This is a genomic window from Pseudomonas sp. IT-P395 (genome assembly GCF_949767675.1).
In the GTDB taxonomy this organism is placed as follows: Bacteria; Pseudomonadota; Gammaproteobacteria; order Pseudomonadales; family Pseudomonadaceae; genus Aquipseudomonas.
Genome location: NZ_CATKPW010000022.1, coordinates 36096 through 61247, shown reverse-complemented (window position 1 = coordinate 61247; position 25152 = coordinate 36096). Strand labels below are relative to the sequence as shown.

Below are 25152 nucleotides of genomic sequence, written 5' to 3'. Positions count from 1 at the left end.
GCGCTTAGTTGGCAGCAGCCTTGGTTGCCGCTCGCTCTTTGGCGACCAGTTGGTCAGCCAGTTTCAGCGCTTGCTCGGCACCACCGGCAGAGCCGATGTCGAAACGGTACTTGCCGTTGACGATCATGGTAGGTACGCCAGTGATCTCATACTTCTTGGCCAGTTCGCGAGCTTTGACGATCTGACCCTTGATAGCGAACGAGTTGAAGGTGGCCAGGAACTTGTCCTTGTCGACACCCTGGGTCGCAAGGAAGTCAGCCATATCCTGTGGATCGGTCAGCTTCTTGTGTTCTTTCTGAATTGCGTTGAATACCGCAGCGTGAACCTTGTGCTCGACACCCATGGCTTCCAGGGTCAGGAACATCTGGCCGTGAGCGTCCCATGGGCCGCCGAACATGGCAGGAATACGCACGAAGTTGACGTCGGACGGCAGTTTCTCAACCCAAGGGTTGATCACGGGCTCAAAGGCGTAGCAATGCGGGCAGCCGTACCAGAACAGCTCGACCACTTCGATCTTGCCAGGCTCTGCAACCGGTACCGGGTTGGCCAGTTCCACGTAAGGGGCGGCTGGGGCTTCGGCGGCTTGAGCGGTCACGCCGAACAGGCTGGCAGCGACGAGAGCGGCGCTGATGATCAGATTACGCATGCTTTACTCCTGGACAATTTGGGTCGCCTCGCGCGACCTGTTTTCAGACAGATCCTGGCGGGCATGAGTTCTGTAGTGTAACGGCAGCGGCCACAAAAAAGGGCGGCCAAAGCCACCCTTTTTATACTTGCTGCGACGGATTAATCGAGCGTTAACGTTGCAGGAGATGTCCATCGCCTGCAGCGCTCGATCCGTAGGCCTTAGTGCAGACCTTGAATGTAGCTGGAGACCGCAGCGATGTCTTCGTCGCTCAGGCGTTTGGCGATGGTCTGCATGGTCATGGTGTCGCCGTCGTTGGTGCGGCCGCCTTCTTCCTTGCGGAAGTCGGTGAGCTGCTTGGTGATGTATTGAGCGTGTTGGCCACCCAGATGCGGGAAACCGGCAGCGGCGTTGCCGGCGCCGTTTGGTGAGTGGCAGCCTGTGCAGGCTGGCAGGCCCTTGGCCAGGTTGCCGCCGCGGAACAGCGCTTCACCGCGCGCGACGATCTTCGGATCGGCGGCGCCGACGCTGCCTTTCTGGCTGGCGAAATAGGCGGCGATGTCGGCCAGGTCCTGATCACTCAGATTGGTCAGCAGGCCGGTCATTTCCAGAACGGTGCGCTTGCCCGACTTGATGTCGTGCAGCTGCTTGGTCAGGTAGCGTTCACCTTGACCGGCCAGTTTCGGAAAGTTTGGCGCCATGCTGTTACCGTCCGGGCCATGGCAGGCTCCACATACAGCGGCTTTTGCCTGGCCCGCTGCGGCATCACCGGCAGCATGGGCGAAGCCTGAAATTCCCACGGTCAACAGCAGACTCACGATCAATTTGTTCATCAGCTAATCCAACTACGGCTAAGGGTTAAGTTATGGACCGGGTTTACTCGCTCATCCACAGGATGATGGCTTGGTAATCCTCGGCACTGCAGTCCATGCACAAACCACGCGGCGGCATCGCCTTGAAACCCTGGGTCACGTGTTGCACCAGCGTCCCCATACCTTTCGCCAACCTCGGCGTCCAAGCTTCCTGATCGCCTCTTTTGGGCGCCATGGGTAGTTGGCCGGAATGACAGGCACCACAAACACGGTTGTACACAGCTTCCGGATCCTGTGTAGCCTGTGCGCTGTAAAGCGGCATCAAGACTCCGGCAGCCAGCAGCCATTTCGTCATAAAACGACCTTTTCAGGGTTGAGAGCGTTCTGCGTTCTAATGCGCAATCAAGGTCTGTCGCTCTCGTGAACTTCATCCTACGCTGGGACAAAGCACACACAAAATCTGCGGCATTATATACTGGCGTCACTGAAACGGAAGCGACACCGCGTTCCGCGCCCAATCCCGGCGCCGCCCACATCGGAAATCCCATGCAACTCAAGAATCCCATCCTCGGCCTGTGCCAACAGTCCACGTTCATGCTCAGTGCCGCCAAAGTCGATCAATGCCCTGACGACGAAGGCTTCGAAGTGGCGTTCGCCGGTCGTTCCAACGCCGGCAAATCCAGCGCACTGAACACCCTGACTCACGCCAGCCTGGCGCGCACCTCGAAAACTCCGGGTCGCACACAGCTGTTGAACTTCTTCAAGCTAGACGAAGATCGCCGTCTGGTCGACCTGCCGGGCTACGGTTACGCAAAAGTACCGATCCCGCTGAAGATGCACTGGCAGCGTCACCTTGAGGCTTACCTCGGTGGCCGCGAGAGTTTGAAGGGTTTGATTCTGATGATGGATATCCGTCATCCAATGACCGACTTCGACCTGCTGATGCTCGACTGGGCCGTTGCCGCCGGCATGCCGATGCACATCCTGCTGACCAAGGCCGACAAGCTGACCTACGGCGCAGCCAAGAACACCCTGCTCAAAGTGCAGTCGGAAATTCGCAAGGGTTGGGGCGATCTGGTCACCATCCAGCTGTTCTCCGCGCCAAAACGCATGGGCCTGGAAGAGGCCTACACTGTACTGGCCGGCTGGATGGAACTGGCAGACAAAGGCGCCGAGGCGGCTGAGTAAAACAGGGATTAGAAAATTGGCTGTGGTGCGCTCAGGCAAGGCGAAAGCACAGCTAAAAAGCGGAGTTTAGGGTACCTAAATGAGCATTTTTAGCTGTGCTTTCAACGCAGTCTGAGCGTGCCACAGCCAATTTTCGGGCAAAAAAAGCCCCGGACTTCATTGGGGAGGGAGAAGTTCCGGGGTTTAAGTTCCGAACCGCTAGGGCGGGGTTCAGATATCTGCCAACACTTAACACAACATAGGAGCATCGAAGGGCTTCACCAGCCATTCAGTAACTCTGAGTAGTGACCTTCCAGATTAGTTCAGATTTTTTTCAAAAAGCTTTGGAATAATCCCAAGCGCTTTTTGAAATAAGCAGGTTTTACCGGCATTGCCGCGACAACAGGTCGCGGCAAACCGTGTTCAAAAGGCTCAGTGAGCCTCATCCCAATTGTTGCCCACACCCACTTCGACCAGCAGCGGTACATCCAGTTTCGCCGCTTCGCTCATGTGTACGCGGATCTCGGCACTGACTTGTTCGACCAGATCCTCGCGAACCTCCAGTACCAGTTCATCGTGCACCTGCAGAATGACTCTGGCGTCCAGCCCGGACGTCGCCAGCCAGTTATCCACTGCCACCATGGCTTTCTTGATGATGTCGGCGGCCGTGCCCTGCATCGGCGCGTTGATCGCCGTACGTTCGGCGGCGGCGCGTTCCTGCGGTTTGTTCGAGTTGATTTCCGGCAGATACAGGCGACGACCGAAGAAGGTTTCGACATAACCCTGATCCGCCGCCTGCGCGCGGGTGCGATCCATGTATTCGCGAACCCCCGGATACCGGGCGAAGTAGGTGTCGATGTAAGCCTTGGCGGTCTTGGTATCGACACCGATGTCCTTGCCGAGCTTCTGCGCGCCCATGCCGTAGATCAGACCGAAGTTGATCGCCTTGGCGCCACGGCGCTGGTCGGAGGTCACTTCGTTGAGTTCGACCTTGAACACTTCGGCAGCGGTCGCGGTGTGCACGTCGAGATTGTTGCGGAAGGCGTTCATCAGGCCTTCGTCCTTGGACAGGTGCGCCATGATTCGCAGCTCGATCTGCGAATAGTCCGCCGCCAGCAGTTTGTAGCCTTTTGGCGCGACGAACGCTTGGCGGATACGGCGGCCTTCAGCGGTGCGTACCGGGATGTTCTGCAGGTTCGGATCGCTGGAGGACAAGCGCCCGGTCGACGCCACAGCCTGATGATATGAGGTGTGAATACGGCCGGTGCGCGGGTTGATCTGCTCCGGCAAGCGATCGGTGTAAGTGCTTTTCAGCTTGCTCATCGAGCGGTGCTCCATCAGCACCTTCGGCAAGCGGTGATCGTCTTCAGCGAGCTTCGCCAACACTTCTTCAGCAGTGGACGGCTGACCCTTGGCGGTCTTCTTCAGCACCGGAAGACCAAGTTTCTCATAGAGAATCACGCCCAGTTGTTTCGGCGAGCCAAGGTTGAATTCTTCCCCGGCGATTTCGAACGCTTCGCGCTCCAGCGCAACCATTTTGTTTCCCAGCTCGATGCTCTGGATGCCGAGCAGCTCAGCGTCAACGAACGCGCCTTGGCGTTCGATGCGCGCCAGCACCGGCACCAGCGGAATTTCGATGTCGGTCAGCACGCTGGCCAGACTCGGGATCGCGCTGAGTTTTTCGAACAACGTCTGGTGCAGACGCAAGGTGATGTCGGCGTCTTCGGCGGCGTAAGGGCCGGCCTGCTCCAGGGCGATCTGGTCGAAGGTCAGCTGCTTGGCGCCTTTGCCGGCGATGTCCTGGAAGCTTACGGTGGTGTGATCGAGGTACTTCTGCGCGAGGCTGTCCATGTCGTGGCGGGTCGCGGTGGAATTGAGCACGTAGGACTCAAGCATCGTGTCGAAGGCGATGCCGCGCACGGTGATGCCGTTGTTCTGGTCGCCACCGATGGCGCAGTTGGCCAGAATATTCATATCGAACTTGGCGTGCTGGCCGACCTTGAGCTTGCTCGGGTCTTCCAGAATCGGCTTGAGTGCGCGCAGTACGGTGTCGCGATCCAGTTGCTCCGGCACGCCGATGTAGGAGTGGGTCAGCGGAATGTACGCGGCTTCGTTGGCCTGCACGGCGAACGACAGGCCGACCAGTTGCGCTTGTTGCGCGTCGATGCCGGTGGTTTCAGTATCGAAGGCGAACAGTTTGGCGTTCTTCAGTTTTTCCAGCCAGACGTCGAAACGCGCCTGATCGAGGATGGTTTCATACGCGGCTTCGGTCGGAGCAGCAGGCGCTTCTGCTGCTGGCGCGCTGAACAGATCGCCGGCCGGTGCAGGCTCGCTGGCCGCGCTCAGCTCCAGACGCTTGGCGTCGCGATCCAGATCGTTGATCCAGCTCTTGAATTCCAGCAGCGAGTACAGCTCGTAGAGCTTGGCCGGGTCTTCCGCGCCCATTTGCAGATCGTCGAGTTCGACGTCCAGCGGCACGTCGACCTTGATGGTCGCCAGTTGATAGGAGAGGAACGCCATCTCCTTGTGCTCTTCGAGCTTGGCCGGCAGGGTTTTCGCGCCGCGAATCGGCAGGCTCGGAACGATGTCGAGATTGGCGTACAGCTCGGTAAGGCCGCCGTTGACCCCGACCAGCAAGCCGGAAGCGGTCTTCGGGCCAATGCCCGGCACACCCGGAATGTTGTCGGACGAATCGCCCATCAGCGCCAGATAATCGATGATCTGCTCCGGTGCGACGCCGAATTTCTCCTTCACGCCTTCCACGTCCATCGAACTACCGGACATGGTGTTGACCAAGGTAATGTGGCCGTCGACCAATTGCGCCATGTCCTTGTCGCCGGTGGAGATGATCACCGGACGATCCGCCGCCGCGCTGCTGCGGGCGAGGGTGCCGATCACGTCGTCGGCCTCGACGCCTTCCACGCACAGCAGCGGGAAACCGAGGGCGATCACGCTCTGGTGCAGCGGCTCGATCTGCACGCGCATGTCATCGGGCATGCTTGGGCGGTTGGCTTTGTATTCGGCGTACATCTCATCGCGAAATGTCCCACCCTTGGCGTCGAACACCACGGCGAACGGGCTGTCCGGGTACTGCTTGCGCAGACTCTTGAGCATGTTCAACACGCCTTTGACCGCACCGGTCGGCAGGCCTTTGGAGGTGGTCAGTGGTGGCAGCGCGTGAAACGCGCGATACAGGTAAGACGAACCGTCCACCAGGACGAGGGGGGCTTGGCTCATGAGCAGGATCAACCTTTTCGGCGGGTCCGGCGCTAGAATAGCGGGACCGTTGACGACAAAGGGACAAGGTTATCATGCGTACGTTAAATCGCTTGCTGCTGGTCGGTCTGATTGCTGCCTCACCGTTGGCCGCGATGGCGGCGGATGATGCGCCCGCTTCGGAGCCGGAAGTTACGATCAACACGCACACTGAAGGTGACAAGGTCATCCAGGAATACAGTCGCAGTGGCTTCGTCTATGCGATCAAGGTCACGCCAAAGGGTGGCAAACCTTATTTCCTGGTGCGCGCCGATGGCACGGACGCGAACTACATTCGCTCCGACCAGCCGGATATGCTGATTCCGTCGTGGGAAATCTTTACCTGGAAGTAAGATTCCCGACTTTTAATCGGCGTCGCCTGACCGCGACGCCTGAACTGAGCAGTTTTTAACCATGTCTGTGTTCACTCCCCTGGCTCGGCCCGAGCTGGAAACCTTTCTCGCCCCCTACGGGCTTGGCCGTCTGCTTGATTTCCAGGGGATCGCCGCCGGCAGCGAAAACACCAACTTCTTTATCAGCCTGGAGCAGGGCGAGTTCGTCCTGACCCTGGTCGAACGCGGCCCGGTGCAGGAGATGCCGTTCTTCATCGACCTGCTCGACGTGCTGCATGAAGCCGACTTGCCTGTACCTTACGCACTGCGCACCACCGACGGCGTGGCGCTGCGTGAGCTGAAAGGCAAACCGGCGCTGCTGCAGCCGCGCCTGTCCGGCAAGCACATCAAGGTCGCCAATGCTCAGCATTGCGCGCAGGTTGGCGAGTTGCAGGCGCACCTGCACCTGGCGACCCAAGGCGAGCGCATGATCAAGCGCAAGACCGATCGGGGCCTGGACTGGATGCAGGAGGAGGGCAGCGAGTTGCTCTCGCACCTGAGCGATGAGCCGCGTGCCTTGCTGCAGAAGGCCCTGGATGAAATCACCGAGCGTAAAGACAAGATCCTCGCGCTGCCTCGGGCGAACATTCACGCCGACCTGTTTCGCGACAACGCGATGTTTGAAGGCACGCACCTGACCGGGCTGATCGATTTTTACAACGCCTGCTCGGGGCCGATGCTCTATGACGTGGCGATTGCCTTGAACGACTGGTGTTCGGACGAGGACGGTTTGGTCGATGGCCCGCGTGCTCGCGCATTCCTTGGCGCTTATGCAGCGTTGCGCCCGTTCACGGCGGCGGAGGCTGAGTTGTGGCCGACGATGTTGCGCGTGGCCTGTGTGCGGTTCTGGCTGTCGCGGTTGATCGCGGCGGAGCAGTTTGCCGGGCAGGACGTGTTGATTCACGATCCCAAGGAGTTTGAGCAGCGCTTGGCGCAGCGGCAGCAGGTGCACACACCGTTGCCTTTCGCCCTTTAAGATCAAAAGATCGTCCGAACGCGGCCCGAGCCTTCGGACGATCTTTTTCTATGGGGTTACAGAGATGCCAGGCATCCCGCCAAATCATTGCCCAACTTTTCCAACACCTGCTCATAGCCCTGAGCCGTCGCCGGGGTGTACCCGCCCAACGCATCCAGCTCAGCCAGTTTCACCGGCAGGCCAGCCACCAATGTTTCGGCCAAACGCGGACGCAACGGCGGTTCACTGAACACACAAGTCTTGCCCACTTCCTGCAAACGCTTGCGCATCGCCGCGACATGTTGCGCGCCCGGCTGCACTTCGGCAGCCACGCTGAACACACCGGCATGCTTCAGGCCGTAAGCCTCTTCAAAATAATCAAACGCCTCGTGGAAGACGAAGTAAGGCTTGCCTTCAACACTGGCCAGACGCTTCTTCAAACGCTGATCCAGTGCATCCAGACGCTCATCAAACGCCTTGGCATTGCTCTGATAACGCTCGGCGTTAGCCGGGTCGACGGCGCTGAGGTCGGCGGCCATCTTGTCGGCAATCACCCGCGCGTTCACCGGCGATAGCCACAAATGCGCATCCAGCGTGCCGGGACGATGATCGTGATCATGCTCGTCAGCCTCTTCGGCGTGGGAATGGCTGTCTTCAGCGAAACGGCGCAGATGCATCCCCGGCAAGTCCTGCACGGCGACGCTCGGCAGTGTCCGGCCATTCAGCACGCGCGGCAGGAAACCTTCCATGTCCGGGCCGATCCAGTAGAGCAGATCCACCGATTGCACCTTCCGTACGTCGGATGGTCGCAGCGCGTAATTGTGTGGCGAAGCACCCGGCGGCAGCAGCACTTCGGGAATCGCTACGCCGTCCTGCACGGCCGCTGCAATCAGCTGCAACGGTTTGATGCTGGTGAGGACTTTGACCTCGGCCTGAGCCGAACCGATCAGCAGAAAACTGGCGACAAGAGCCACAAAAACAGAAAAAAGTCGGGACACGATGACCACTCAAGGAGGCGAGAACGGGTAACATAATAACGTCTCTATCAAAACTCGTCGCCGCCCATGCCTATTACACCGATTGCCAGCCGTCCCCACGACCACTCTCATTGCGTGCACAGCGCTTTGTCCGAGGCCGATACCTTGTGCGCCCAGAAAGGCTTGCGCCTGACCGCGTTGCGCCGCCGGGTGCTGGAATTGGTATGGCAGAGCCACAAGCCGCTGGGTGCCTACGACATTCTTGCCGTGCTCAGCGAGCAGGACGGTCGCCGTGCCGCGCCGCCGACCGTTTATCGCGCACTGGATTTCCTCCTGGAAAACGGCCTGGTGCACCGCATCTCCTCGCTCAACGCCTTCGTTGGCTGCGTGCACCCGGAGCATGCGCATCAGGGCCAGTTCCTGATTTGCCGCGATTGCCACGCTGCCATTGAACTTGAGCAAAAAGTGATCAGCGACGCGATTATCAACAGCGCCAAGGACGTTGGTTTCATTGTCGAAGCGCAAACCGTCGAAGTCGTCGGCCTGTGCTCCGGTTGCCAGGGGGCTTGATGAGCAATGCGCTGATCCGTCTGGAGCAGGTCGCCGTCACGTTTGCCGGGCAGGCTGTGCTGGACAATATCGAACTGAGCGTCGAACCTGGGCAGATCGTCACCCTGATTGGCCCCAATGGCGCCGGCAAGACCACGCTGGTGCGCGCCGTGCTGGGCCTGTTGAAGCCAGACAGCGGCAGCGTCTGGCGCAAGCCGAAACTGCGCGTCGGTTATATGCCGCAAAAACTCCACGTCGATCCGACGTTGCCGCTTTCAGTGCTGCGCTTTCTGCGCCTGGTGCCGGGCGTTGATCGTCCGCGTGCGCTGGCCGCGTTGAAGGAAGTCGGCGCCGAACACGTTATCGACAGCCCGGTGCAAAGCGTTTCCGGTGGTGAAATGCAGCGTGTGCTGTTGGCGCGGGCACTGCTACGCGAACCTGAATTGCTGGTGCTCGATGAACCAGTGCAGGGCGTCGACGTCGCCGGGCAAGCCGAGTTGTACAGCCTGATCACCCGTCTACGCGACCGCCATGGCTGCGGCGTGTTGATGGTGTCCCACGATTTGCATCTGGTGATGAGCACCACCGATCAGGTGGTCTGCCTCAACCGTCACGTCTGCTGCTCCGGGCATCCCGAGCAGGTCAGCGGCGATCCGGCGTTTGTCGAGCTGTTCGGCAAGAACGCGCAGAGCCTGGCGGTCTATCACCACCATCACGACCACGCTCACGATCTGCACGGTTCGGTCGTCAAAGGGCCGGTGATTGGCCAACCCCACGTTCACGGAGACAACTGCAAGCATGGCTGATTTTCTGTTGTATGCCCTGCTTGCAGGTCTGGCGTTGTCGATCGTTGCAGGTCCGTTGGGGTCGTTTGTGGTCTGGCGCCGCATGGCGTACTTCGGCGACACCTTGTCCCACGCGGCGCTGCTCGGCGTGGCGTTGGGCTTTCTGCTGGATGTCAGCCCGACGGTCGCAGTGACGGTCGGATGCCTGCTGCTGGCGGTGCTGCTGGTCACGCTGCAACAGCGTCAACCGCTGGCGTCTGACACGCTGTTGGGAATTCTCGCACCGAGTACGCTCTCTCTCGGCCTGGTGGTACTAAGCTTCATGCATGAAGTGCGGATCGACCTGATGGCCTATCTGTTCGGCGACCTGCTGGCGATCAGCCCGACCGATCTGGCGTGGATCCTCGGCGGCAGCGCAGCGGTTCTGATGTTGCTGGTGACGCTGTGGCGGCCATTGCTGGCGATCACCGTGCATGAAGAGCTGGCCAAGGTCGAAGGCCTGCCGGTCGCAGGCCTGCGCATGGCGCTGATGTTGTTGATTGCGGTAGTAATCGCGGTGGCGATGAAAATCGTCGGTGTGTTGCTGATTACCTCGCTGTTGATCATCCCGGCGGCTGCGGCACAGCGTCACGCCCGCTCGCCGGAGCAGATGGCACTGGGCGCGAGCCTGCTGGGCATGCTCGCGGTGTGTGGCGGGCTGGCGCTGTCGTGGTTCAAGGACACCCCGGCCGGGCCGTCAATCGTTGTGACGGCGGCCGCACTGTTTCTGTTGAGTTTTGTTCTGCCCCGTCGTGGGGTGTAGACTTGGCCGCTTTTTGCGCAATTAGAGAGTCGCAGGAATGAAGCCGTTCGCCTCCCGTTATCTGCTCCTTGTCGCATTTTCAGTGCTGCTCGGCGCCTGCCAAAGCACGCCGCCGGTGGCCGAAGTCCCCGATGCGCGGGCTACGGCCATCGCACAGCTGGAGCAAAGCCTGGCCAGCAGCGAACTGGCCACTGCCGAAGATCAATTGGCTGCTTTGCAGAAAGAAACCCCCAACGATCAATCCCTTGAGCAATACCAGCGGCAGCTTGCCGAAGCGTATCTGCGTCGCAGCCAGATCGTGCTGCAGAAGGGTGATGTGAATGCGGCCGCCACAGCGTTGAGCCGTGCCCGCGCGCTGATGCCGAAAGCCCCGGCGCTGACCGGTGGCGTCAATGGCGCCATTACCGAGGCGCGCAGGGCTGAACTGGAAAAGGCTGAAGCGGCGCTGTTGGCAGCCGAAGCCAAGCCGAAAGCCAAAGTGATCGATCCGACTGCCGAGAGCACCACGGTTGCGTTGAATATCACCGATAGCCACAAACTTCGTCGCCAACTCGATGCGATCGCCGCTGATGTGGTGAATTATGAGTGTGGGGTGACGATTCAGGCGCCACGGACCGATGATTATCCTTGGTTGGCGACGTTGCTGACCAAGCGGGTCAAGAAGCTCGATCCGGATTTTGATCTGAAGATTGAGAAGCAGACCGTGCGCACGGTGCCGGCGCAGATGGTTTTGAGTCCGCGTAAACCGTAAAAAGATCGCTGCCTGCGGCAGCTCCTACATGGGATTGAGGTACACCCTGTAGGAGCTGCCGAAGGCTGCGATCTTTTGCTTTTTAAGCTGGAATCGCTTTCGCCTTAGGCTCACGATCCCAAACCCGATGCTGCCCGATCGCCGCGAAGAACGGCTTGGTCAACGCCGGTACATCCTTGCCTTGCAACAACCCGGCATCCGCCTCCAGCTTCAGCAGATCCTGCAATTGCTTGGCGTCACCCTGCAGCGCAATCGCCTTCAAGTGCTTGTAGGCCTCCAGCAGGTAATGCAATGCCACACCGTCGCCGCTCAATGCCTTGACCGACGCCGCGCCACCCGGCACGAAAACCGCATCGAAGATTACTGATGGCATGCCTTCCATCGAAGCATCCACAGGCAACATTTTGCCGTCCGCGGTTTTCACCGGCGCCGAAGTCGGGCCGAGCAATTTCGCGTGCGCACCTTCAGCCGCCAATGCCTTCTTCATCGCATCAATCGCTGCACCATCAACGCCGTTCGCAGCAAGAATTGCGACTTTTCGGGTTTTGATGTTCTCTGGCAGCAAATTAGCCTGGCTCAATGACGGCGAGTGATCGAACGACACCTTGCGCACATCCACCGTACCTTTGCTCGGTGCCGGCAGACCCAGGTTGGCCGCCACACGCTTGGCCAGTTCCAGATCGATGTTGGCCAGAATCTCGTTCACTTCTCGCGCACGGATGAACTCGCGCTCAACCTTGCCCAGCTCGAAGCTGTAAGCGGCAATGATGTGCTCCTTCTCGTGATCGCTCATGCTGTTGAAGAACAATGTTGCCTGAGAGAAGTGATCGCTGAACGACTCGCTGCGCTGGCGGATCTTGTTCGCATCGATGCGTTCCGGATAGCTCTCAAAGCCACCGTCCTGCGCGGCTGGCGGCGTTTCTTTCGGCCAGCCACCATCAATCGAGTTTGGCTCATAAGAGGCGCGGCCTTTGTCGATCACCGTACGGTGCTGCGCATCGCGCTGGCCGTTGTGGAATGGCGCGACCGGACGGTTGATCGGCAGCTCGTGAAAGTTCGGCCCACCGAGTCGGCTGATTTGCGTATCGGTGTAGGAAAACAACCGACCTTGCAGCAGCGGGTCATTGGAGAAGTCGATGCCCGGCACGATGTGGCCAGGGCAGAACGCAACCTGCTCGGTCTCGGCAAAGAAGTTGTCCGGGTTACGGTTCAAGGTCATTTTGCCCAGCGGCGTGATCGGCACGATTTCTTCGGGGATCAGCTTGGTCGGGTCGAGGATGTCAAAATCGAAGTCGTGTTCGTTTTCCTCCTCGATGATCTGCACGCCGAGTTCCCATTCAGGGTAGTCGCCCATCTCGATCGCTTCCCAGAGGTCGCGACGGTGGTAGTCGGTGTCTTTACCGGCGAGCTTTTGCGCCTCGTCCCACACCAGTGAGCAAGTGCCGGCAGTAGGGCGCCAGTGGAATTTGACGAAGCGCGATTTGCCCTCGGCGTTGATCAGGCGGAAGGTGTGCACGCCGAAGCCTTGCATGCTGCGCAGGCTTTTCGGGATCGCCCGGTCGGACATCGCCCAGATGACCATGTGCGCCGATTCCGGCACCAGCGAGACGAAGTCCCAGAAGGTATCGTGGGCAGAGCCACCGGTAGGGATTTCATTGTGCGGCTCGGGTTTCACTGCGTGGACGAAGTCGGGAAACTTGATCGCGTCCTGAATGAAGAAGACCGGCATGTTGTTGCCGACCAAGTCGAAGTTGCCTTCATCAGTGAAGAACTTCACCGCGAAACCGCGCACGTCGCGTACGGTGTCGCCGGAACCACGCGGGCCCTGCACCGTGGAAAAGCGCACAAACACCGGCGTCTTTTTCCCCGGATCCTGTAGGAAACCGGCCTTGGTCAGCGTCGAATGGTTCTCGTAAGCCTGAAAGAAACCATGCGCGCCAGTGCCGCGCGCGTGGACGATGCGCTCCGGGATGCGTTCGTGGTCAAAGTGCGTGATTTTTTCACGCATGATGAAGTCTTCAAGCAGCGATGGCCCGCGCGGGCCGGCCTTCAGGGTGTTCTGGTTGTCAGCAATCTTGACGCCCTGATTGGTGCGCAGGGCTTGGCCAGTGGCGTCGGAGCGGAATTTCTCCAAGCTGTCGAGTTTGGCGTTGGTGTTGGCTCGATCCGGGGCATCGGTTCCGGCCATCTGGCTTTTGTCGGACGTAGGCTTCTTGCTCATCAGTCGTAAACTCCTCGGTTGACCCCGATGCTCGCCGGGGACTCTTGAGTGGTTCCCGGGCACGGCACCCAGGGTTTTCAAGTCGCTTACTTAGTGACTGATGGGCTGCTTTGGACGTTCCTTTTTTATGACCTTTGATCTTGTTATTGCCAAATCGAAGGTTAATTGCGAAATAAATGCTAAGAACCTCTATACGGACAGGCTAAAATGCGCGCCCGGCTAACCGCTGATCCTTTTCTAACGCGCCCCACAAGGTTCGCTACGTGATCGAGTTTCAAAACGTCCACAAGACTTACCGCGTCGCCGGTAAGGACATTCCCGCGCTGCACCCGACCAGTCTCGCCATCGAGAACGGGCAGGTGTTCGGTCTGATCGGTCATTCCGGCGCGGGCAAAAGTACCCTGCTGCGTCTGATCAATCGCCTGGAGAACTCCAGCGGCGGCAAGATCATCGTCGACGGCGAAGAAGTCACCGCGCTGGACGCCAACGGCCTGCGCCGTTTCCGCCAGCAAGTCGGGATGATCTTCCAGCACTTCAACCTGCTCGCCTCCAAGACCGTGGCCGACAACGTTGCGTTGCCGCTGACTCTGGCCGGCGAACTGTCGGGCAGCGAAATCGACAAGCGTGTTGCCGAATTGCTGGCGCGCGTCGGTCTGTCCGACCACGCCAAGAAGTACCCGGCGCAATTGTCCGGCGGTCAGAAACAGCGCGTCGGCATCGCCCGCGCCCTGGCAACCAAGCCGAAGATTCTGCTGTGCGACGAGGCCACCAGTGCACTCGATCCGCAGACCACGGCGTCGGTCCTGCAACTGCTGGCCGAGATCAACCGCGAACTGAAACTGACCATCGTCCTGATCACCCACGAGATGGATGTCATCCGTCGCGTTTGCGATCAGGTGGCGGTGATGGATGCCGGCGTAATCGTCGAGCAAGGTTCGGTCGCCGATGTGTTCCTGCATCCGCAGCACCCGACCACCAAGCGCTTTGTTCAGGAAAGCGAGCAGATCGACGAAAGCGAGCAGCGCGATGACTTCGCTCACGTGCCGGGCCGTATCGTGCGTCTGACCTTCCAGGGCGAAGCGACCTACGCGCCGTTGCTCGGTACTGTCGCCCGGGAAACCGGGGTCGACTACAGCATCCTCGCCGGTCGTATCGACCGCATCAAAGACATCCCCTATGGGCAATTGACCCTGGCCGTCACCGGTGGCGACATGGAAGCGGCCTTCGCCCGCTTCACCGCCGCTGATGTCCACATGGAGGTGCTGCGTTAATGGAAATGTTCGACGCTGCAATCAAGAATTACGACGCCGCGATAGAAGCCATCAAGCTGTTCTTCCAGAACATCGACTGGCTGGAAATCGGCCTGGCGACCAACGACACCATGATGATGCTCGGCGGCTCGCTGTTGTTCACCGTGTTGCTCGGCCTGCCGCTGGGCGTGCTGCTGTTTCTCTGCAGCCCGCGCCAGTTGCTGGAAAACCGCGTTCTCTACGCGATCATGTCGTTGGCAGTGAACATCCTGCGTTCGCTGCCGTTCATTATTCTGTTGATCGTGATGATCCCGCTCACCGTGCTGATCACTGGCACGTCGCTGGGCGTGGCCGGTGCGATTCCGCCGCTGGTGGTGGGTGCCACGCCGTTCTTCGCGCGTCTGGTGGAAACCGCGCTGCGTGAAGTCGATCGCGGCATCATCGAAGCGACCCAGGCCATGGGCGCGACCACGCGGCAGATCATTCTCAACGCGTTGTTGCCAGAGGCCCGTCCGGGCATCTATGCAGCGATTACGGTGACGGCGATTACACTGGTTTCCTACACGGCAATGGCCGGTGTGGTCGGCGCCGGTGGTCTGGGTGACCTGGCGATCCGTTTCGGCTACCAGCGTTTCCAGACTGACGTGATGATCGTCACCGTGGTGTTGCTGCTGATTCTGGTGCAAGTGCTGCAGATGGTGGGCGACCGTTTGGTCGTGCATTTCTCGCGCAAATAAGCGGTTTTGTATTGAACAGATGAGCCGGCCATTCGCTGGCAGGCGCCAGACGGGCGCCTCATAAGGAGTTAGCTGAATGAAAAAACTGATCGCTGCTTTCGCTGCCGTTGCAGCATTCTCGGCCCACGCCGAAACCCTGACCGTTGCCGCCACTCCGGTGCCGCACGCAGAAATCCTCGAGTTCGTGAAACCGGCGCTGGCCAAAGAAGGCGTGGATCTGAAGGTCAAGGTCTTCACCGACTACATTCAGCCGAACGTACAGGTCGCGGAAAAGCGTCTGGACGCCAACTTCTTCCAGCACCAGCCGTACCTCGATGAGTTCAACAAGGCCAAGGGTACTAACCTGGTCGCCGTGACCGGTGTGCACCTGGAACCGCTGGGTGCTTACTCGAGCAAGCTCAAGGATCTGAAGGATCTGCCAAGCGGTGCCAACGTGGTGATCCCGAACGACGCCACCAACGGCGGCCGTGCCCTGTTGCTGCTGGCCAAGGCTGGCGTGATCACGCTGAAGGATCCGACCAACATCCTGTCGACCGTCAAGGACATCGCGACCAACCCGAAAGACCTGAAGATCCGTGAACTGGAAGCCGCGACCATCCCGCGCGTGCTGACCCAGGTCGATCTGGCGCTGATCAACACCAACTACGCGCTGGAAGCCAAGCTCGATCCGTCCAAGGATGCGCTGGTGATTGAAGGTAACGATTCGCCGTACGTGAACATCCTTGTGTCCCGCGCGGACAACAAGGACAGCGACGCCATGCAGAAACTGGCCGCTGCGCTGCACAGCCCGGAAGTGAAGAAATTCATTACCGAGAAGTACAAGGGCGCGGTATTGCCGGCGTTCTGATTTAGATCGCTGCAACGAAAAAGGGGACGCTATGAGCGTCCCCTTTTTTATGTCTGGTGTTTGGCTTTAGAGCTGTTGTGGAGCAGCCCCTCACCCCAGCCCTCTCCCGGAGGGAGAGGGGGCCGACCGAGGTGTCTGGCGTCATACATCGACCTGAAAGATCCAGTCGATCATGGATTCGACACAGCACATCGACCTGAACGATCTTGGCGATTATGGATTCAGCACAGCACTTTCACGTCGGCGTATTTCGTCAGCATCCCCCAATCAGTCCCCTCTCCCTCCGGGAGAGGGTTAGGGTGAGGGGCTTTTCGTTCTTCAGCTTTTATTTGCGGTTAAGCATCACCGGCAACTGCGCAACCAGTTTGGCGTTGTTCAACGGCGCTCGAATAAACCCGCGCTGCGTACCATCCGGCCCGATCACCGCCAGATTGCCGCTATGGTCGACGGTGTAATTCGGCTTACTGGTATCCGCCGGAATAAACGGAATACTCACCGCATTCGCGACCTTCTGCAGCTCTTCGATCGAGGTCGGCGTCAGGCCGACAAACTGCGGATCAAAGTAACCCAGGTACTGTTTCAACTGCTTCGGGTTATCGCGGTTCGGGTCAACGCTGACCAGCACGATCTGCAACTTGTCCACAGCGTCCTTGGGGAGTTCACTTTTGATTTGCCGCAACTGGGCGAGGGTGGTCGGGCAGATGTCCGGGCAGAAGGTGTAGCCGAAAAACAGCAGACTCCACTTACCTTTGAGCTCGTTGATCGCCACCGGCTTGCCGTCCTGATCGGTCATCGTCACGTCCGGCAGATTGCGGCTCTGCGGCAGCAGAATAATGCCGGCGTCGATCAACGCAGTCGGGTCGCCCTGGCCCTTGCCGCTCAGCACTTTGTTGACGGTAAGTCCCAGGATCAGCGCGATCACGGCGACGAGGATGAAGACGGTTTTCTGGGTTCGAGTCATAGGTTCAACAGTAAGTAGTGGTCTACGAGCAGGGCGATGAACAGCAGAAACAAGTACCAGATAGAGTACTTGAAGGTGTTGATCGCCGCGTGCGGCTGAGTGCCACGGTACAGCACCACGGCCCATTGCAGAAACCTTGCACCGAGGGCGAGCGCGCAAATCAGGTAGAGCACACCGCTCATGTGGATCACGTACGGCAGCAGACTCACCGCCAGCAGAGCGAAGGTGTAGAGCAGAATGTGCACCTTGGTGTAGTGCTCGCCGTGGGTGACCGGCAGCATCGGGATGTCAGCCTTGGCATATTCCTCTTTGCGATGGATCGCCAGCGCCCAGAAGTGCGGCGGGGTCCAGGCGAAGATGATCAGCACCAGCAACAACGGTTCGGCGCTGACGTGGCCGGTGGCAGCCGTCCAGCCGAGCAGCGGTGGCGCGGCGCCGGCGAGGCCACCGATAACGATGTTCTGTGGCGTCGCGCGTTTGAGGAAACCGGTGTAGATCACTGCGTAACCGAGCAGCGAAGCCAGGGTCAGCCAAGCTGTCAGCGGGTTGGTGAAGGTCAGCAACAAGGCCTGCCCGAGCAGCGCCAGCACCAGTGCAAAGGTCAGCGCCGCCGCAGGCGACACCCGGCCTTCAGCCAGCGGCCGTTTGTGCGTGCGCGCCATCACCGCATCGATGCGCCGATCCACCACATGGTTGACCGCCGCCGCGCCACCGGCACACAACGCAATGCCCAGATTACCGAACACCAGTACCGTCCACGGCACCCCGGCGCGGGTCGCGAGGAACATGCCGACCAGCGAGGTGATCAGCATCAGCACCACGACTTTCGGTTTGGTCAGTTCCAGATAATCACGCCAGATCGCCTGATGCGGGCGTTCGCCAATCAGAATCGCCACGGCGTTTCTCCTTTAATAGTGATGGGCGCGGCCGCGTGTTTACGCGGGCTCAAGCGCCAGCGCGCGAGCACCGGTTGTTTGACCCGAACCAGACTGGTGCGCGCGTGGTAATTGACCAGCACCATGGTCAGCAACAGCGCCGCACCGCCGGCGTTATGCGCAACCGCCACCGGCAGCGGCAGATGGAACAACACGTTGCTGATGCCGAGGCTGATCTGTGCGGCGAGGGCGATCAGCACGAGGCCGGCCAGCCGCGTCATGCCGACCACTTTCAGTTGCCAGGCCAGACCGAGCAGCACCAACGTCACCAACAGCGCACCAATACGATGAGTCAGGTGAATCGCCGTGCGCGCATCACTGTCGAGTTGCCCACCGAGATAGTTCGGGCCGATGTGTTGGGTCAGGTGAAAACCATTGGCGAAATCCGCCGGCGGCAGCCATTGCCCATGGCAGGTCGGAAAGTCGATGCACGCCACTGCCGCGTAGTTGGAGCTGACCCAGCCACCCAGCGCAATCTGACCAATCACCAACAACAATCCCGCTGTCGCCCAATACTGCAAACGCTTGGGCACGGTCAGCGCCGGTAGCACGCCGGACAGTCTCAAGGTCAGCAAAAACAGCAAACTCAACGTCGCAAAACCGCCGAGCAAATGTCCGGTGACCACTTGCGGCCAGAGTTTGAGCGTCACCGTCCACATGCCGAACGCCGCTTGCGCAAACACCACCGCCAGCAGGAACAGCGGCAGCTTCAGCGGTTGCCCCGGATGACGACGATTGACCCAGGCGCGCCCGGCCAGTATCGAAATCAGCAGGCCGAGGGTGCCGGCAAAGTAGCGGTGGATCATCTCGTTCCAGCCCTTGTGCGCCTCCACCGGCGAGTCCGGGTAATGCAGTTCGGCATGGGCCAGTTGGGCTTCGCTTTTCGGCACGCTGATAAAGCCGTAGCAGCCTGGCCAGTCCGGACAGCCGAGGCCGGCGTGGGTCAGGCGCGTATAGGCGCCGAGCAGCACCACAATCAGGGCCAGCAGGGTGGCAAACAGCGCGAGGCGAAATCCAGGTTTGGCCATGACGATGCCCTTATCCGATGTTCGACAGTTTCAGCAGATGACGCAGGTCGTTGAGCAGATCCTTGCCCTTCACATTCGGCTCGTAACGCAGCACGAGGTTGCCGTGCGGGTCGATGATCCACAGTTGCGGCGTGGCTTTGTCGCCAGTGGTTTTACTGAACACAGCGGCGTCCAGCGGGTAGCGTTGCAGCTGTGGATATTCGCGGGTCAGCTTGGCGTCGTAATCAGTGCTGACCGGTTGCGCAACGGCGAGGGCGTGGCTGGCGCGGCCGGCGTCGCGACCGAGGCCGATCTGGATCTGCCGCGCCAGATACACCAGTTGCTGGCAATCCACCGCGCAATCCTTCGGCGCGGTGACCAGGATCTGCCAGCGCTCCTCGTTGGCCTGCACGCCGAGGTTGGCGCGGGTCTGGCCGTTGCCGATCAGTTCGCCGTGATAGCTGCGACCTTCCGGTACCCAGAACTGCAATTTGTACATACCCGTGGCGAGCACCATCGGCCCGATCACGCCGAGCACAATCAGCAGCAATTGAATGCGTCCGCGCCGACGGGTGGCGGCAGGTTTCGCCTCAGACATGCTGGGTGGATTCATGGCCGTTCCCATGGTGGTTCTCCTTTGCGTTGTGCAAGCCCAAATAGACGTAGAGGCCGAGCAGGGCGGTGGCCATGGCGAACCACTGCACGGCGTAACCGAGGTGTTTTTCCGGGCCCATGGCAACCACCGGCCAATCGGCCTCGTAGCTGGCCGGGCCGGGTTCGGCGCGTAATTCGTAGGCGAAGCCGTCGCGATCCAGGGGTTTCCACAGCTTGGTGGGTTCGACGGCAGTGATGGTTTGCGGCCAGGTGCTGCTGACCGGATCGGCGTGCAACTGGAAAGTAGCGCCGGGGGCGACGTAGACCCAGGCATCGACATTCAACGCTTCAGTGGGCGTAGTGAATTGTGGCGGCACGCGGCGATCCGGCCACGGCAACCAGCCGCGATTGACCAGCAGCCACAGACCGCTGCGTTGATCCTGAAACGGTTGCAGCAACTCGACGCCAACCTTGCCATTCCGCTGGCGGTTATCCAGCAACAAGCTGTGCCCGGCATCGAACTGACCGTGCAGATGCACGCGGCGATAGGCCGGATCGGCGCTGTTCAGCAACTCAGTGCTGGCCATCGGTTCGGCCGCGCGGCGTTCGGCGTAACTGGCGAGCAGGGCGGTTTTCTCCGCGCCCCGGCTCAGTTGCCAGAAGCCCAGCGACACCAGCAGCGGCAGCAGCAACGCCACCACCACAGTCGGTATCACGCCCGGGCGAAAACGCTTCATGGCTGCGCCACAAAGTCAGTCGTTGCGATCGCTATACTCAACTGCATCGCCTGTCCCCCGGAGTTCTTCCCATGCTCAAAACAGCCATCGTCCTGATGCTGATTGCCACGGTGATCAGCCTGTTCAGCGGCCTGTTTTTCCTGGTCAAGGACGACAGCAGCTCGAATCGCCTGGTCATCGCCTTGAGTGTTCGGGTGGCATTGGCCGCCGCCACCGTCGGCTTGATCGCCTGGGGTTTCTACAGCGGCCAACTGGTATCGCATGCGCCTTGGTAACTCTGGTCCTCAGAGCACGTAAACGAAGATAAACAGGCCTATCCAGACCACGTCGACGAAGTGCCAATACCAGCTCGCCGCTTCGAAACCGAACTGGTGCTCGTTGTCGAAGTGGCCCTTCATGATGCGCATCAGCATCACAAACAGAATGATCGTGCCGATGGTCACGTGGGCGCCGTGGAAACCGGTGAGCATGAAGAACGTCGCGCCATAAATGCCCGAACCGAGGGTCAGCCCCAGTTCGTGATAGGCGTGAATGTATTCCTCAGCCTGGAAACCGAGAAACGCGCAGCCGAGCAGCACGGTGATCGCCAGCCAGATTTTCAGCGCGCCGCGATGGCCCTTCTTCAAGGCATGGTGGGCGATGGTGATGGTCACGCTGGAGCTGACCAGCAGGATCGTGTTGATCAGCGGCAGGCCCCACGGGCTGATGACGTCCTTGGGCGGCGGGAACAGTTTCGGGTCCGGCGTGTGCAGTAGCGGCCAGGTGAACTGAAAGTTCGGCCACAGCATATGGGCGATGCCTTTGGTGCCTTCACCGCCGAGCGCCGGCCCGGAGACGTGGCGCACATAAAACAGCGCACCGAAGAAGGCGACGAAGAACATCACTTCAGAGAAGATGAACCAACTCATGCCCCAGCGGAACGAGCGATCCAGTTGCGCGCTGTAGAGCCCTGCGCGGCTTTCCTTGATCACCGTACCGAACCAGCCGAACAGCATGTACGCCAGCAACAGGCTGCCAACGAAAAAGATGTACGGGCCGTGGGATTCCGGACGCGTCGCCTTCAGATCGTTGAACCAGACGGCCAGGCCGTACACGGTAATGGCCATGCCGAAAGTGGCGATGATCGGCCATTTGCTCTGGGCCGGAACGTAATAGTGCTCATGAGTTGCCATTTATTGTTCTCCTTATCGGGCACGCTCAACCGCCAGTGTTTACAGCCACCGGTGGATGTCGGGCGGTGATATCGAACAGCGTGTAGGACAGCGTCAGGTGCTTCACATCCTTGGGCATGTCGCGGTCAACAATGAAGCGCACCGGCATCTCGATCTGCTGACCGGGTTGCAGCACCTGCTGGGTAAAACAAAAGCATTCGGTCTTGTGGAAATACGCCGCCGCGTTGCTCGGCGCGATGCTCGGCACGGCTTGCGCACTCATCGGTTTGTCGGTGGGATTGCGCGCGATGAAGATCATCTCGTTGACCGCGCCGGGGTTGGCAGTGAGTTCGTCATGCTTGGGATAAAAGTCCCACGGCATGTCGACGTTGTTGGTCGACAGGAATTGCACGCGCACCTGGCGGGAAGTGTCGACCACCTGCTCACCCTCGTACTGCCCACCGGTCTTGCCATTGATGCCGAAGGCTTTGCACATCACGTCGTAGATCGGCACCAGGGCAAAGCCGAAGACAAACATCGCCACCACCACCCCGAGCAGACGGGTGACGAGTTTTTTCAGCGAGATCGAGTCAGCCATGGTTCATGCCTCCCCACCAAACCCTGTAGGAGTGAGCCTGCTCGCGATGGGTCCACCGCGGTGTGCCTGACACACCGCCATCGCGAGCAGGCTCACTCCTACAAAAGTCAGGCGTTTCATTTCACTTCCGGCGGTGTGGTGAAGGTGTGATAAGGCGCCGGTGACGGCACGCTCCACTCCAGACCTTCCGCACCATCCCAAGGCTTGGCCGGTGCTGGCGGACCGCCGCGAATGGTCTTGATCACGATGAACAGGAAGAAGATCTGCGTCGCGCCGAACATGAACGCGCCAATCGACGAGACCATGTTGAAGTCGGCGAACTGCAGGTTGTAGTCCGGAATCCGTCGCGGCATTCCCGCAAGACCGACGAAGTGCATCGGGAAGAAGGTCAGGTTCATGCCGACAAACGACAGCCAGAAATGCAGCTTGCCGAGGGTTTCGTCATACATGTGGCCGGTCCATTTTGGCAGCCAGTAGTAGGTCGAGGCGAAGATCCCGAAGATCGCCCCCGGCACCAGCACATAGTGGAAGTGCGCGACCACAAAGTAGGTGTCCTGATACTGGAAGTCCGCCGGAGCGATGGCCAGCATCAGTCCGGAGAAACCGCCGATGGAGAACAGGATCACGAACGCCACGGCAAACAGCATCGGCGTCTCGAAGGTCAGCGAGCCTTGCCACATGGTGCTGGCCCAGTTGAACACCTTCACCCCGGTTGGCACCGCGATCAACAGCGTCGCGTACATGAAGAACAGCTCGCCCACCAGCGGAATGCCGACCACGAACATGTGGTGCGCCCAGACAATGAACGACAGGAACGCAATGCTCGCCGTGGCGTAGACCATCGAGGTATAGCCGAACAGCGGCTTGCGCGAGAAGGTCGGGATGATCGAGCTGACTGCGCCGAAGGCCGGCAGGATCATGATGTACACCTCGGGATGGCCGAAGAACCAGAACACATGCTGGAACAGCACCGGGTCACCGCCACCGGCAGCACTGAAAAAACTGGTGCCGAAGTGGATGTCCATCAGCATCATCGTCACGCACCCGGCCAGCACCGGCATTACCGCGATCAGCAGGAACGCGGTGATCAGCCAGGTCCAGACGAACAGCGGCATTTTCATCAGGGTCATGCCGGGGGCGCGCAGGTTGAGGATGGTCGCGACCACGTTGATCGCGCCCATGATCGAACTGATCCCCATCAAGTGGATGGCGAAGATGAAGAACGTCACGCTTTCCGGCGCGTAGGTCGTCGACAGCGGCGCGTAGAACGTCCAGCCAAAGTTCGGCCCGCCACCGGGGGTGAACAGGGTCGACACCAGGATCAGGAACGCCGCCGGCAGCAGCCAGAAGCTGAAGTTGTTCATCCGTGGCAGGGCCATGTCCGGCGCGCCGATCATCAACGGGATCATCCAGTTGGCGAGGCCGACGAAGGCCGGCATCACCGCACCGAAGACCATCACCAGACCGTGCATGGTGGTCATCTGGTTGAAGAACGCCGGTTCGACGATCTGCAATCCGGGCTGGAACAGTTCGGCGCGAATCACCATCGCGAACGTGCCGCCGAGCAGGAACATGGAGAACGCAAACCACAGGTACAGCGTGCCGATGTCCTTGTGGTTGGTGGTCAGCACCCAGCGCATCAGGCCTTTGGCGGGGCCGTGGGCGTGGTCGGCATGACCATGGTCATCAATGACAGCGCTCATGGCCGGTCTCCTTTACGTGAGTGGACGGGGCGGGCCGGGGCGCGTTGCCCCGGCCGGTTCACGAGGTACGCGATAGACCGGCTCATTTGCTTTCCGCCTGTTTCAGCTCCAGCACTTCTTTTGGCGTGACCATGTCGCCTTTGTTGTTGCCCCAGGCGTTACGTTCGTAGGTCACGACCGCTGCGATATCGACTTCCGACAGCTGCTTGCCGAACGCCGCCATGGCGGTACCGGGCTTGCCGTGGAAGACAATACTCAGGTGATCCTTGATCGGGCCGGTGGCGATTTTCGAGCCTTTGAGCGCCGGGAACATCGGTGGCAGGCCCTGGCCTTCGGCCTGGTGACAGGCAACGCAGGTGGTGTGGTAGACCTTGTCGCCACGTTCCTTGAGTTCGTCGAGGGTCCATTCCTTGCTGGTCAGCTCTTTAAGCTGCGCGGCTTCGGCTTTGCGCTCGGCGAGCCACTTGTCGTAGTCGGCCTTGTCCTTGACCTCGACCACGATCGGCATGAAGCCGTGATCCTTGCCGCACAGTTCGGCGCACTGGCCACGGTAAATGCCGGGCTTGTCGATGCGCGTCCACGCCTCGTTGACGAACCCCGGAATCGCATCGCGTTTCACCGCAAAGGCCGGTACCCACCAGGAGTGAATAACGTCGGCAGAAGTCACAAGGAAGCGCACTTTGGCGCCGGTCGGCAGCACCAATGGCTTGTCGACCTCGAGCAAGTAGTGCTCGCCCTTGGTTTCCTTGTTGTGGATCTGCTCGGCGGGGGTGGCCAGATTGCTGAAGAACTCGACGTCCTGACCCAGGTATTTGTAGTGCCACTTCCACTGATAACCGGTGATCTGGATATCGATATCCGGCTCACTGGTGTCGTACATCTTGATCAGGGTGGCGGTCGCCGGCACGGCCATCGCTACCAGAATCAGGAACGGTACGACGGTCCAGAGAATTTCGACGGTGGTGCTTTCGTGGAATTTTGCGGCGACCTGCCCGGTAGAACGGCGGTGCACCATCATCGACCAGAACATGGCGCCGAAGACGATGATCCCGATCACCACACAGATCCAGAATATGGTCATGTGCAGGTCGAATACTGCGTGACTGATTTCAGTCGCTCCAGGCGCCATATTCACAGTCCATGCGGCATGCGCGGGACTGAAAATCGACCACAACAGGAGGCCCATCCAGACGTGTGGATGTCGCATCATTGCGGGTTCCCCTTATCGTTCTTGTTATCCCGCCGGCTTTCGCCTGCGGCAAGGGAGCGGCTGCATCAGACTACGAACTTGAATCGCCGGGCCTTGCTGCGGGTGCAGTCGGGCGTCATCAGCTAACTCCA

Annotated in this window: 26 protein-coding genes; 11 read left to right on the top strand and 15 right to left on the bottom strand. The window is 59.9% G+C overall.

All coding sequences use genetic code 11. The annotated features are described in order from the left end of the window. Positions 1-4: 4 nt before the first annotated feature. From ACM6IN_RS15530 to ACM6IN_RS15520, 3 genes are all read right to left on the bottom strand, one after another. Entirely contained in the window at positions 5-646 is a 642-nt protein-coding gene (locus tag ACM6IN_RS15530) for a thiol:disulfide interchange protein DsbA/DsbL (RefSeq protein ID WP_007911777.1), read from the bottom strand. Between the two features lie 200 nt (positions 647-846). After that, positions 847-1458: a c-type cytochrome gene (locus ACM6IN_RS15525; protein WP_095113107.1), complete on the bottom strand. Its 612-nt coding sequence runs from the start codon at positions 1456-1458 to the stop codon at positions 847-849. Positions 1459-1501: 43 nt separating this feature from the next. Continuing rightward, entirely contained in the window at positions 1502-1792 is a 291-nt protein-coding gene (locus ACM6IN_RS15520; protein WP_038365005.1) for a c-type cytochrome, read from the bottom strand. Between the two features lie 191 nt (positions 1793-1983). Here ACM6IN_RS15520 and yihA point away from each other — a divergent pair, with 191 nt between their 5' ends. Next, complete coding sequence (gene yihA, locus ACM6IN_RS15515; protein WP_007911767.1) at positions 1984-2625, top strand: ribosome biogenesis GTP-binding protein YihA/YsxC; 642 nt, start codon at positions 1984-1986, stop codon at positions 2623-2625. A gap of 411 nt (positions 2626-3036) precedes the next feature. Here the strand turns inward: yihA and polA are convergent, their stop codons facing one another. Then, positions 3037-5841 carry a DNA polymerase I gene (polA, locus tag ACM6IN_RS15510; RefSeq protein WP_414916316.1) on the bottom strand — a complete coding sequence of 935 codons (2805 nt, stop codon included), beginning with the start codon at positions 5839-5841 and terminating at the stop codon, positions 3037-3039. 74 nt (positions 5842-5915) lie between these two features. On the opposite strand from polA, the gene ACM6IN_RS15505 reads away from it, so the two are divergent. Then, entirely contained in the window at positions 5916-6212 is a 297-nt protein-coding gene (locus tag ACM6IN_RS15505; protein ID WP_008081231.1) for a DUF2782 domain-containing protein, read from the top strand. Positions 6213-6273: 61 nt separating this feature from the next. Continuing rightward, positions 6274-7227 carry a homoserine kinase gene (locus ACM6IN_RS15500; protein ID WP_123376014.1) on the top strand — a complete coding sequence of 318 codons (954 nt, stop codon included), beginning with the start codon at positions 6274-6276 and terminating at the stop codon, positions 7225-7227. A 56-nt stretch (positions 7228-7283) separates the two neighbouring features. Here ACM6IN_RS15500 and ACM6IN_RS15495 read toward each other — a convergent pair whose 3' ends face one another. Beyond that, positions 7284-8204 (bottom strand): zinc ABC transporter substrate-binding protein, encoded by a 921-nt coding sequence (locus ACM6IN_RS15495; protein ID WP_414916315.1) that lies wholly within the window; start codon positions 8202-8204, stop codon positions 7284-7286. Positions 8205-8270: 66 nt separating this feature from the next. Between ACM6IN_RS15495 and ACM6IN_RS15490 the strand changes: the two genes are divergently transcribed. From ACM6IN_RS15490 to ACM6IN_RS15475, 4 genes are read left to right on the top strand one after another with little or no spacing between them, the layout of a single operon-like run. Further along, complete coding sequence (locus ACM6IN_RS15490; protein ID WP_007911760.1) at positions 8271-8753, top strand: Fur family transcriptional regulator; 483 nt, start codon at positions 8271-8273, stop codon at positions 8751-8753. Next, positions 8753-9538, top strand: coding sequence for a zinc ABC transporter ATP-binding protein ZnuC (znuC, locus tag ACM6IN_RS15485; protein WP_007911759.1), 786 nt, complete (start codon positions 8753-8755; stop codon positions 9536-9538). Before ACM6IN_RS15490 ends, znuC begins: the two co-directional genes overlap by 1 nt. After that, positions 9531-10319: a zinc ABC transporter permease subunit ZnuB gene (znuB, locus tag ACM6IN_RS15480; protein WP_414916314.1), complete on the top strand. Its 789-nt coding sequence runs from the start codon at positions 9531-9533 to the stop codon at positions 10317-10319. Before znuC ends, znuB begins: the two co-directional genes overlap by 8 nt. Before the next feature lie 37 nt (positions 10320-10356). Next, positions 10357-11070 carry a PA5502 family lipoprotein gene (locus ACM6IN_RS15475; RefSeq protein WP_007911756.1) on the top strand — a complete coding sequence of 238 codons (714 nt, stop codon included), beginning with the start codon at positions 10357-10359 and terminating at the stop codon, positions 11068-11070. Between the two features lie 82 nt (positions 11071-11152). On the opposite strand, the gene katE is transcribed toward ACM6IN_RS15475, so the two are convergent. Then, complete coding sequence (gene katE, locus ACM6IN_RS15470; RefSeq protein WP_414916483.1) at positions 11153-13294, bottom strand: catalase HPII; 2142 nt, start codon at positions 13292-13294, stop codon at positions 11153-11155. 260 nt (positions 13295-13554) lie between these two features. On the opposite strand from katE, the gene ACM6IN_RS15465 reads away from it, so the two are divergent. The 3 genes from ACM6IN_RS15465 to ACM6IN_RS15455 all read left to right on the top strand — a co-directional run bounded on the left by ACM6IN_RS15465 (position 13555) and on the right by ACM6IN_RS15455 (position 16125). After that, entirely contained in the window at positions 13555-14562 is a 1008-nt protein-coding gene (locus ACM6IN_RS15465; protein WP_127925315.1) for a methionine ABC transporter ATP-binding protein, read from the top strand. Positions 14563-14567: 5 nt separating this feature from the next. Next, positions 14568-15278, top strand: a complete 711-nt coding sequence (locus ACM6IN_RS15460; protein WP_172680176.1) for a methionine ABC transporter permease — start codon at positions 14568-14570, stop codon at positions 15276-15278. A gap of 76 nt (positions 15279-15354) precedes the next feature. After that, complete coding sequence (locus ACM6IN_RS15455; RefSeq protein ID WP_095113104.1) at positions 15355-16125, top strand: MetQ/NlpA family ABC transporter substrate-binding protein; 771 nt, start codon at positions 15355-15357, stop codon at positions 16123-16125. A gap of 325 nt (positions 16126-16450) precedes the next feature. Here ACM6IN_RS15455 and ACM6IN_RS15450 read toward each other — a convergent pair whose 3' ends face one another. Genes ACM6IN_RS15450 through ACM6IN_RS15430 form a run of 5 tightly spaced genes read right to left on the bottom strand, consistent with a single transcriptional unit; the run spans position 16451 to position 20359 of the window. Continuing rightward, complete coding sequence (locus ACM6IN_RS15450; protein ID WP_007911741.1) at positions 16451-17086, bottom strand: SCO family protein; 636 nt, start codon at positions 17084-17086, stop codon at positions 16451-16453. After that, a complete protein-coding gene (gene cyoE, locus ACM6IN_RS15445) occupies positions 17083-17982 on the bottom strand; it encodes a heme o synthase (protein ID WP_414916313.1) in 900 nt (299 codons plus the stop codon). The genes ACM6IN_RS15450 and cyoE overlap by 4 nt, the downstream gene beginning before the upstream one ends. Further along, on the bottom strand, positions 17970-19049 hold the full coding sequence (locus ACM6IN_RS15440) for a COX15/CtaA family protein (RefSeq protein ID WP_007911737.1): 1080 nt from the start codon (positions 19047-19049) through the stop codon (positions 17970-17972). The genes cyoE and ACM6IN_RS15440 overlap by 13 nt, the downstream gene beginning before the upstream one ends. 10 nt (positions 19050-19059) lie before the next feature. Further along, positions 19060-19653: a hypothetical protein gene (locus tag ACM6IN_RS15435; RefSeq protein ID WP_414916312.1), complete on the bottom strand. Its 594-nt coding sequence runs from the start codon at positions 19651-19653 to the stop codon at positions 19060-19062. After that, complete coding sequence (locus tag ACM6IN_RS15430) at positions 19619-20359, bottom strand: SURF1 family protein (protein WP_414916311.1); 741 nt, start codon at positions 20357-20359, stop codon at positions 19619-19621. Before ACM6IN_RS15430 ends, ACM6IN_RS15435 begins: the two co-directional genes overlap by 35 nt. A 71-nt stretch (positions 20360-20430) precedes the next feature. On the opposite strand from ACM6IN_RS15430, the gene ACM6IN_RS15425 reads away from it, so the two are divergent. Next, positions 20431-20634, top strand: coding sequence for a twin transmembrane helix small protein (locus tag ACM6IN_RS15425; protein ID WP_007911731.1), 204 nt, complete (start codon positions 20431-20433; stop codon positions 20632-20634). A 9-nt stretch (positions 20635-20643) separates the two neighbouring features. On the opposite strand, the gene ACM6IN_RS15420 is transcribed toward ACM6IN_RS15425, so the two are convergent. The 4 genes from ACM6IN_RS15420 to coxB form a co-directional block, all read right to left on the bottom strand. After that, entirely contained in the window at positions 20644-21531 is an 888-nt protein-coding gene (locus tag ACM6IN_RS15420) for a cytochrome c oxidase subunit 3 (RefSeq protein WP_007911729.1), read from the bottom strand. 25 nt (positions 21532-21556) lie between these two features. Continuing rightward, entirely contained in the window at positions 21557-22108 is a 552-nt protein-coding gene (locus tag ACM6IN_RS15415; RefSeq protein WP_007911727.1) for a cytochrome c oxidase assembly protein, read from the bottom strand. A gap of 116 nt (positions 22109-22224) precedes the next feature. Next, positions 22225-23811 (bottom strand): cytochrome c oxidase subunit I, encoded by a 1587-nt coding sequence (gene ctaD, locus ACM6IN_RS15410; protein ID WP_007911725.1) that lies wholly within the window; start codon positions 23809-23811, stop codon positions 22225-22227. 82 nt (positions 23812-23893) lie between these two features. After that, positions 23894-25021 (bottom strand): cytochrome c oxidase subunit II, encoded by a 1128-nt coding sequence (gene coxB / locus ACM6IN_RS15405; RefSeq protein ID WP_007911723.1) that lies wholly within the window; start codon positions 25019-25021, stop codon positions 23894-23896. Positions 25022-25152 lie beyond the last annotated feature (131 nt).

Bases quoted from the DNA above. Each gene is read 5' to 3' on its own strand.
- ACM6IN_RS15530 (WP_007911777.1), bottom strand. From the start codon at position 646: ATGCGTAATCTGATCATCAGCGCCGCTCTCGTCGCTGCCAGCCTGTTC.
- ACM6IN_RS15525 (WP_095113107.1), bottom strand. From the start codon at position 1,458: ATGAACAAATTGATCGTGAGTCTGCTGTTGACCGTGGGAATTTCAGGC.
- ACM6IN_RS15520 (WP_038365005.1), bottom strand. From the start codon at position 1,792: ATGACGAAATGGCTGCTGGCTGCCGGAGTCTTGATGCCGCTTTACAGC.
- yihA (WP_007911767.1), top strand. From the start codon at position 1,984: ATGCAACTCAAGAATCCCATCCTCGGCCTGTGCCAACAGTCCACGTTC.
- polA (WP_414916316.1), bottom strand. From the start codon at position 5,841: ATGAGCCAAGCCCCCCTCGTCCTGGTGGACGGTTCGTCTTACCTGTAT.
- ACM6IN_RS15505 (WP_008081231.1), top strand. From the start codon at position 5,916: ATGCGTACGTTAAATCGCTTGCTGCTGGTCGGTCTGATTGCTGCCTCA.
- ACM6IN_RS15500 (WP_123376014.1), top strand. From the start codon at position 6,274: ATGTCTGTGTTCACTCCCCTGGCTCGGCCCGAGCTGGAAACCTTTCTC.
- ACM6IN_RS15490 (WP_007911760.1), top strand. From the start codon at position 8,271: ATGCCTATTACACCGATTGCCAGCCGTCCCCACGACCACTCTCATTGC.
- znuC (WP_007911759.1), top strand. From the start codon at position 8,753: ATGAGCAATGCGCTGATCCGTCTGGAGCAGGTCGCCGTCACGTTTGCC.
- znuB (WP_414916314.1), top strand. From the start codon at position 9,531: ATGGCTGATTTTCTGTTGTATGCCCTGCTTGCAGGTCTGGCGTTGTCG.
- ACM6IN_RS15475 (WP_007911756.1), top strand. From the start codon at position 10,357: ATGAAGCCGTTCGCCTCCCGTTATCTGCTCCTTGTCGCATTTTCAGTG.
- ACM6IN_RS15460 (WP_172680176.1), top strand. From the start codon at position 14,568: ATGTTCGACGCTGCAATCAAGAATTACGACGCCGCGATAGAAGCCATC.
- ACM6IN_RS15455 (WP_095113104.1), top strand. From the start codon at position 15,355: ATGAAAAAACTGATCGCTGCTTTCGCTGCCGTTGCAGCATTCTCGGCC.
- ACM6IN_RS15450 (WP_007911741.1), bottom strand. From the start codon at position 17,086: ATGACTCGAACCCAGAAAACCGTCTTCATCCTCGTCGCCGTGATCGCG.
- ACM6IN_RS15440 (WP_007911737.1), bottom strand. From the start codon at position 19,049: ATGGCCAAACCTGGATTTCGCCTCGCGCTGTTTGCCACCCTGCTGGCC.
- ACM6IN_RS15435 (WP_414916312.1), bottom strand. From the start codon at position 19,653: ATGGGAACGGCCATGAATCCACCCAGCATGTCTGAGGCGAAACCTGCC.
- ACM6IN_RS15430 (WP_414916311.1), bottom strand. From the start codon at position 20,359: ATGAAGCGTTTTCGCCCGGGCGTGATACCGACTGTGGTGGTGGCGTTG.
- ACM6IN_RS15425 (WP_007911731.1), top strand. From the start codon at position 20,431: ATGCTCAAAACAGCCATCGTCCTGATGCTGATTGCCACGGTGATCAGC.
- ACM6IN_RS15420 (WP_007911729.1), bottom strand. From the start codon at position 21,531: ATGGCAACTCATGAGCACTATTACGTTCCGGCCCAGAGCAAATGGCCG.
- ACM6IN_RS15415 (WP_007911727.1), bottom strand. From the start codon at position 22,108: ATGGCTGACTCGATCTCGCTGAAAAAACTCGTCACCCGTCTGCTCGGG.
- ctaD (WP_007911725.1), bottom strand. From the start codon at position 23,811: ATGAGCGCTGTCATTGATGACCATGGTCATGCCGACCACGCCCACGGC.
- coxB (WP_007911723.1), bottom strand. From the start codon at position 25,021: ATGATGCGACATCCACACGTCTGGATGGGCCTCCTGTTGTGGTCGATT.